This window comes from Kitasatospora sp. NPDC056783 (genome assembly GCF_042789895.1).
Taxonomy (GTDB): domain Bacteria; phylum Actinomycetota; class Actinomycetes; order Streptomycetales; family Streptomycetaceae; genus Kitasatospora.
Window position 1 is genome coordinate 1 of record NZ_JBHUAF010000438.1, and the last position, 6946, is coordinate 6946.

Genomic DNA, 6946 nt, shown 5'->3' on the forward strand with positions numbered 1-6946 from the left:
GTGCGGGTGATCCGCACCGGCCCTCGCCGTGTCTTCGCTGCCGTGTCTTCACTGCCGTGTCCGCCGTGTCTTCGCCGTGCCGGGGTCAGGCCTGCCGGGCCGGCAGCGAGAGGACCGCGCGCAGGCCGCCGGCGGGCTCGGGGGCCAGGCCCAGCTCGCCGTGGTGGGCCTCGGCGACGGCGGCGACGATGGCGAGGCCCAGCCCGTGACCCCGGCGGACGGGGCCGGCCTGGGCGGTGCGGCCGCGGCCGCGCAGGAACGGTTCGGTGAACGTGGCGACGGCCTCCGGGGCCAGAACGGCCCCGGTGTTGGCGACGGTGAGGCGGACGTGGCCGGGGCGGTCCGGGTCGGCGCCGGTGGTGACGGTGACCCGGCCGTCGGCGGGCAGGTTGTGCCGCAGCGCGTTGTGCAGCAGGTTGACGGCGGCTTGGCGCAGCAGCACCGGATTGCCGGTGGTGGGGGCCGGGCGGCAGTCGGCGGTGACGGTCACGCCGAGCTCCGCGGCCTCGTCGTGGACGACCGCCAGGGCCTGGCCGGTGGTGACGGCGAGGTCGGTGGGGCCGGTCTCGGGCGGGGCGTGGCCGAGGTCGGCGAGCTGGAGCAGGGCCTCGGTGGTCTCGATGCCGCGCTGATTGGTGTCCTGGAGCCGGGCGACGAGCTTCGTCCAGTCCTGGCCGGCCGGGTCGGCGGCGGCGACCTGGAGCATGGTGCGGGTGATCGCCAGCGGGGTGCGCAGCTCGTGGGAGGCGTTGGCGGCGAAGCGCTGCTGGGCCTCGAAGGAGCGCTGGAGGCGTTCCAGCATCTCGTCGAAGGCGTCGGACAGGTCGGTGAACTCGTCGCGCGGCCCGGTGAGGGCGATGCGGTGCTCCAGGGCTCCGCCGGTGGCCCGGTGGGCGGCACGGGTGATGTCCTGCAACGGGCGCAGCACCCGGCCGGCGATCAGCCAGCCGCCGAACAGGCCGACGGCGGTCAGCAGGGCGAGGGCGTAGCCGCCGGCGGTGAGCAGCGAGTGCAGGATCTCCTGGCGGGACGGGGCCTCCGAGCGGTAGCGCGGATTGGCCGAGGTCAGCGGGTAGTTGGGGACGTAGCGCATGCCGACGTAGACCACGGCGAGGGAGAGGACGCCGGCGGTGACGGCGAAGAGGGCGTAGCTGAGGGTCAGGCGCAGCCGGGCGGTGAGGCGGCGGGGCCGCTCGCGTCCGGTCACCGGGTGCCCTGGTCGGGGGCGGTGTCGCAGAGGCGGTAGCCGACGCCCGGCACGGTGTGGATCAGCCAGGGGTCGCCGAGGCGTTTGCGCAGGCCGGAGATGGTGATGCGGACGGCGTTGGTGAACGGGTCGGCGTTCTCGTCCCAGGCGCGTTCCAGTAGCTGTTCGGCGCTGATGACGCCGCCGCGGGCGGTGATCAGGACCTCCAGGACGGCGAACTGCTTGCGGGAGAGGGCGACGTAGCGTCCGTCGCGGTAGACCTCTCGGCGGAACGGGTCCACGCGCAGTCCGGCGTACTCCAGGACGGGTGGCGCGGACTGGGCCGGGCGGCGGGCCAACGAGCGCAGCCGGACGACGAGTTCGGGCAGGTCGAAGGGCTTGGTGAGGTAGTCGTCGGCGCCGAGTTCGAAGCCGGCGACCTTCTCGTCGAGGCGGGCGGCGGCGGTGAGCATCAGCACGCGGCAGCCGAGCCGCTGCCGGACGATGGCGCGGCAGACGTCGTCGCCGTGGGTGCCGGGGAGGTCGCGGTCCAGGACGACGACGTCGTAGTCGTGGACGGCCAGGCGCTCCAGGGCGGCGTCGCCGTCGGTGACGATGTCGCAGGCGATCGCCTCCAGCCGCAGGCCGGCCTGGACCGCCTCGGCGAGGTAGATCTCGTCCTCCACCACCAGGACCCGCACGTGCTGTTCTCCTCGTTCCGTCGCTGTTCCGCCGTCTCCATTGGACCCGATCGGACCTATCGAAAACGTATCGGCCGGCGCGAACATCCTGGCAACACCGGGCCTACTCCAATGGTGGCGCCGCGGCGGTATGTCGCGGCGGAACGCGACGAGTGGTCGGGAGGCCGGCGTGAGCAGGGTGGAGCGGGGGCGTGGTGCGGGTCGTGCGATGTGGGGTGGTGGGCGGCGGCGGGTGGCCGTCGGCGTCTCGGCGGCGGGGGCGCTGGCCCTGGCCGCAGCCTGCGCCGGCGGTCCTCCGGCCGGCGAGTCGGTGCTGCGCACCCTGGCGGCGACCGTCAGCGTGTCCCCCTCCGGGGACGCGGGTGGCGCGGGCGAGGACGGGCGGATCCCCGACGGGGTGACGCTCAGCCCCCTCGACGATCGGGCGGCGGCCGTGCGGAACCTGGATCCGGCACTGCTGGCGGCCCTGCGTGAGGCCGCCGGGGCCGCGAAGGCCCAGGGCATCGAGATGAGCGTGACCTCCGGCTGGCGCGGCACGGGCTACCAGCAGCGGCTGCTGGACCGGGCGGTGGTCACGTACGGGAGCCTGGAACAGGCCCGGCGGTTCGTGAACACGCCGGAGAAGTCGGCGCACGTCTCCGGCAAGGCCGTGGACGTCGGCCCGACCAGCGCCGACTACTGGCTGATCCAGCACGGCGCGGCGTACGGGCTGTGCCAGGTGTACGGCAACGAGATCTGGCACTTCGAGCTGCGGACCACGCCGGGCGGGACCTGCCCGGCGATGCTGCCGGACGCGGCGGGGTAGGCGGGTCGTGGCGCTCGGTGTTCGGCTGGTACGGCCTGGTCGGTCGCGGTCTTCCCGGCTCGCGTCCCCGCGTACGTCCCCGCGTACGTCCCGGCGGCGGGCGGTGCCGGTGTGGCGGCGCGGGTGGGTGCCCGGTGGCCTCGCGCTGCTCGCCGCGCTCGGCCTGGCCGGGCACCGGCGGGTGCCGGACCTGGGGATGCACCTCGGGAGCCTGTGGGAGAGCGTGCTGCCGTGGTGCGGGCTGGTGGTGCCCGTGGTGCTGCTGTGCGCGGTGCTGCGGCGGGCCCCGGTGGCGGCGTGCGGGGCCGTGGTGCCGGCGGTGGCGTGGGCGGTGCTGTTCGGGTCGCTGTTCGGGCCGTTGCCCGGGGTTGGTGGCGGGCCGCCCGGGGCGGGGCCCGGCTCCCAACTCACCGTCGTCACCCACAACGTGGGCGCGGACAACCCGGACCCGGCGGGCACCGCGCGGTCCCTGCTCGCCGCGCACCCGGACCTGGTCGCCCTGGAGGAGGTCACCGATGCCGCGCTTCCCGCCTACCAGGGCGTCCTGGACGGGGAGTTGGCACACCGGGTGCGCATCGGAACGGTCGCGCTGTGGAGCCGCTACCCGGTGACCGACGCGAAGCGGCTGACCATCGACCCCGGCTGGAGCCGCTCGCTGCGGGCCGAAGTCCGGGGACCCGGCGGCCCGCTGGCCGTCTACGTCGCCCATCTGGCGTCGGTGCGGCTGAACTTCGACGGTTTCACCGCCGGCCACCGCGACCGTAACATCGCCGCCCTCGCCCGGGCGCTCGACGAGGAGCCGCTGCGGAAGGTCCTGCTGCTGGGCGACCTCAACGCCGCCGCCGGTGACCGCGCCCTCGGCCCGCTCACCTCCCGACTCGCCCCGGCGGAACGGGGGTTCGGCTTCACCTGGCCCGCCGCCCTGCCGCTGGCGCGCGTCGACCACATCCTGACCCGCGACCTGCCCGCCACCGCAGCCTGGACCCTCCCCGCCACCGGAAGCGACCACCGGCCGACGGCGGCCCGGGTGCGGGCGTAGCTGACTCGCGGTCGAACGCCGTCGCCCCGTACGGGAGTTCCGTACGGGGCGGTGGCGCGCCCGGCAGGATTCGCCGGTCAGGGCTCGCTGGTCAGGGCTCGCCGGTCAGGACTCGCCGTGCTGGCCGACGGAGAAGATGGTCGGGCTGCCCGGGAGTTCCGGGTTCGGGCCGAGGCGTTCGGCCAGGTCGCGCACGCCCTCGGCCAGGGTGATCGCCGGCTGGTACCCCAGGCCCTGGAGCTTGGAGATGTCGCCGACCAGCCGGTAGGTGTCGTCCTCGATCTCCGGGATCACGCTGACCTCCGGGGTGATGCCGGTGGCCCGCCCGATCTCCTCGACGAGGCCGCGCATGGACACCTCCGTTCCGGAGCCGATGTTGAACACCTCGCCCGGTTCGGCCCGGTCGGCGATCGTCAGCAACCCCTGGACCAGGTCGGTGACATGGACGAAGTCGCGGGTCTTGCGGTCGATGTCGCCGACGATCTGGATGGGCTGGTGGTTGAGGTGCCAGCGAAGGAAGCGCCCGACCTCGACCATCGCCTCGTGCGGGTTCTCCCCGGGCCCGTAGACGCAGAAGGGGCGGCCGACGACCACCGGAAGGCCGCAGGCGCGGTGGAGGGCCAGGCAGGTGATCTCACCGCTGAGCTTCGAGGCGCCGTAGGGCACGAACGGGCGGGTCGGGTGGTCCTCGTCCATGGGGAATTTCCGGGGCGTTCCGTACACGGACGCGGACGAGACGTAGACCATCCGGCTGACGGAGGCCTTGAGGAGGGCCTCGGCGAAGACCAGTGTGCCGAGCGCGTTGATCTCGAAGTCGAGGCGCGGCTGTGTCACCGACAGTGTGCCGTTGGCGTTCGCGGCGACGTGGAAGACCAGGTCGGCGTCGTCCACGGCCTCGGTGATGGCGTCGACCTCGCGGATGTCCAGCATGTGCAGGGTGGCCCCGGGCGGTGTGGCGATGCTCGTCGCCGTCCGGGCGTTGTCGATGATGGCCACCTCTTTGCCCAGAATGAGAAGGGCGTTGGTCAGGTGTCTTCCGACGAATCCCAATCCGCCCGACACCAATACTTTCTTGTATGATTCGAGCATATTATTGATATATCATTCCTCGAATGCATTCGCGATCCGGGAATTCTTTATTGCGTCCGTCCGGGTGAAGACTGGCCAGGCAGGTTTGTTCAGGTTTCAGGTTTCAGGGCTCAGGTTTCAGGGCTGCGGGTCGAAGGCGCGGAAGAGCGAGAGGTCCGGGGTGCGGCCGCGGATCTCGGCCCAGGCCTCGCCGAAGTCGCGCCGGACCATGGACGGGGGCCAGGGGGCGGGCCGCAGCTCCGGGGGGAGGAGGGGATCGCGCTCCAGGGCGCGGGTGAAGGCCTCGGCCAGGCGCAGCCCGGTGGCGACGAGCTCGACGGAGCCGCGCTCGGGGCCCAGGGGTTCCTCGGCGAGTGCGTCGGCGAGGGGCCGGTAGGCCTCGACCGTCTCGGCCGGGGGCCAGAGGAGCGCCGCGGTGGAGGCGGGATCGGTGAAGCCGGGGCCGGTCAGGCGGGTGGCCTCGGCGGTGATCAGGTAGGTGCCGACGGTCGCCTCCGAGACCTCCTCGGCGAGTTCGTCGAGGAGGTCGTGCGGGCTCACGTAGGCGCCGGGGGCGAGCGGGACGGCGCCGAGCCTGGTCAGCGCGGTGCGGAGGGCGTCGCGTTCCGACCGGTGGCGCTCGGGCACGGAGAAGGTGGAGAGGCGCCAGAGTCCGTCCCAGGGGGCGAGGCCGGCGTCCTGGGCGTAGGCGAGCGCGATGAACCGGGCGTCCGCGTCCGAGCGGAGCCGGCCGGCGTCGGTCAGCACGAGGCGGCCCTTGCGGCCCCGCCCCTCCTGTCGCAGGACGCCCGCCGCCTCCAGGCGGCGGACGGCGAGCCGCACCGGCTGGTCCGACAATCCGACGGCCGCGGCGACGTCGTAGACGTAGTCGAGCGCGGCCGTGCCCTGCGGATCGAAGCAGGCCTCGACGACCGTTCGCGGCGCGGCTTGGAATTCGGACACGGAAGACCTCGGTTCTCGATCACGCGGCCCCGGGGCTCTGGGGCATCCGGCCAATGTGCCACACGGGGCGCGGGGGAGGCCGGGCGCGCTCGCGGGGGCGGCCGTGGCGGCGGGAAGGGGGCCGCCTCGGCGCCGGGGCGACGAGTCGGGCTCCGGTGTCACCTTTCCGGCGGCTGCCCGGTCCACCTGTCGGGCGCGGTGGTCGCGGTCCGCGCCGCCGCCGACCGAGAGAGGGGACACGGCCATGGAGACCCTGACCGTCCGACGCGTCATCGCGGCACCGATCGAGGACGTCTTCGACTGGTGCGCCACCACCACCAACTACACCCGCTCACCGCTCATCCTCCGAGCCCGCCTGGCCCGTCGCGGGGCCGGTGCGCCCTACGGGGTGGGGGCGGTCCGGCTGCACACCTGGGCGATCGGCTGGTTCCGCGAGCGGGTCACCACCTACGACCGGCCGCACGGCTTCGACTACACGGTCGAGCGCAGCGTGCCGCCGTCCCGGCACGAACTCGGCCGGATGACCTTCACCGAGGTCGCCGGCGGGACGGAGGTCGCGTGGACGACCACCTTCCAGGTCCGCCTGCCCTTCGGCGCGACCCTCACCCGGGTGCTGGCCAAGCCCCTCATCGCCCACACCTTCGGCCGCATCCTCGCCGCCGCCGACGCCGAACTCACGACCGGGCACCGGCCCTGACCGCCCCACGGGCCAGGTGCTGTGCGGGCTGCCGCGCCGGGTGCGCCGGGGCGTGGGGCGCGTCCGGCGTCAGCGGGGCGGGGCCGGGCAGGGGAGGTCCGGCCAGGCCTTGTTGGGGCAGACGATCGCGTAGTGGCCGGACCAGCGGCTGTCGGAGACCCAGCGGGACCACACCGCGTCGAGGCCCTGGGTCAGTTGGGCGGTCGTGTGGCGCCGCCGGGTGGGGAGCGGTAGCCAGGTGTCGCCGTCGGGGGTGTGTTCCTCGTAGCGGCTGGAGAGCCACTCGGCCGCTTCGGCGGCGGTCTCCCAGGTGCCCCGGATCTGAGCGGCGGGCCGGAGCAGCCACCAGCCGGTCATGAAGGGCGGAAGGTCCGAGAGCCTGAAGCCGCCGCCCTCGACCGGGCGGCGCTCCGAGTCCTTCGCCAGCAGCCGGCCGTCACCGGCCCATTCGTAGCCGTGGAAGTGCAACGGTGGTGCTCCTCGGGCG

Annotated in this window: 8 protein-coding genes; 3 read left to right on the forward strand and 5 right to left on the reverse strand. The window is 73.8% G+C overall.

The window, feature by feature from the left end; genetic code table 11:
* Positions 1–85 precede the first annotated feature (85 nt).
* A complete protein-coding gene (locus ACFRMQ_RS36095; protein WP_380735054.1) occupies positions 86–1207 on the reverse strand; it encodes a sensor histidine kinase in 1122 nt (373 codons plus the stop codon).
* Positions 1204–1887 (reverse strand): response regulator transcription factor, encoded by a 684-nt coding sequence (locus ACFRMQ_RS36100; RefSeq protein ID WP_380735055.1) that lies wholly within the window; start codon positions 1885–1887, stop codon positions 1204–1206. The genes ACFRMQ_RS36095 and ACFRMQ_RS36100 overlap by 4 nt, the downstream gene beginning before the upstream one ends.
* Positions 1888–2056: 169 nt before the next feature.
* On the opposite strand from ACFRMQ_RS36100, the gene ACFRMQ_RS36105 reads away from it, so the two are divergent.
* Together ACFRMQ_RS36105 and ACFRMQ_RS36110 are read left to right on the forward strand one after the other, a co-directional pair.
* Positions 2057–2692 carry a M15 family metallopeptidase gene (locus ACFRMQ_RS36105; RefSeq protein ID WP_380735056.1) on the forward strand — a complete coding sequence of 212 codons (636 nt, stop codon included), beginning with the start codon at positions 2057–2059 and terminating at the stop codon, positions 2690–2692.
* A gap of 127 nt (positions 2693–2819) precedes the next feature.
* Positions 2820–3731 (forward strand): endonuclease/exonuclease/phosphatase family protein, encoded by a 912-nt coding sequence (locus ACFRMQ_RS36110; RefSeq protein WP_380735057.1) that lies wholly within the window; start codon positions 2820–2822, stop codon positions 3729–3731.
* A gap of 105 nt (positions 3732–3836) precedes the next feature.
* On the opposite strand, the gene ACFRMQ_RS36115 is transcribed toward ACFRMQ_RS36110, so the two are convergent.
* Both ACFRMQ_RS36115 and ACFRMQ_RS36120 read right to left on the reverse strand, forming a co-directional pair.
* Complete coding sequence (locus tag ACFRMQ_RS36115) at positions 3837–4820, reverse strand: NAD-dependent epimerase/dehydratase family protein (RefSeq protein WP_380735059.1); 984 nt, start codon at positions 4818–4820, stop codon at positions 3837–3839.
* A gap of 117 nt (positions 4821–4937) precedes the next feature.
* Complete coding sequence (locus tag ACFRMQ_RS36120) at positions 4938–5762, reverse strand: transcriptional regulator (RefSeq protein ID WP_380735060.1); 825 nt, start codon at positions 5760–5762, stop codon at positions 4938–4940.
* Between the two features lie 244 nt (positions 5763–6006).
* Between ACFRMQ_RS36120 and ACFRMQ_RS36125 the strand changes: the two genes are divergently transcribed.
* A complete protein-coding gene (locus ACFRMQ_RS36125; RefSeq protein WP_380735061.1) occupies positions 6007–6459 on the forward strand; it encodes an SRPBCC family protein in 453 nt (150 codons plus the stop codon).
* 69 nt (positions 6460–6528) lie between these two features.
* Here the strand turns inward: ACFRMQ_RS36125 and ACFRMQ_RS36130 are convergent.
* Positions 6529–6946 (reverse strand): hypothetical protein (locus ACFRMQ_RS36130; protein ID WP_380735063.1); only part of this gene is annotated, 418 nt, incomplete at its 5' end.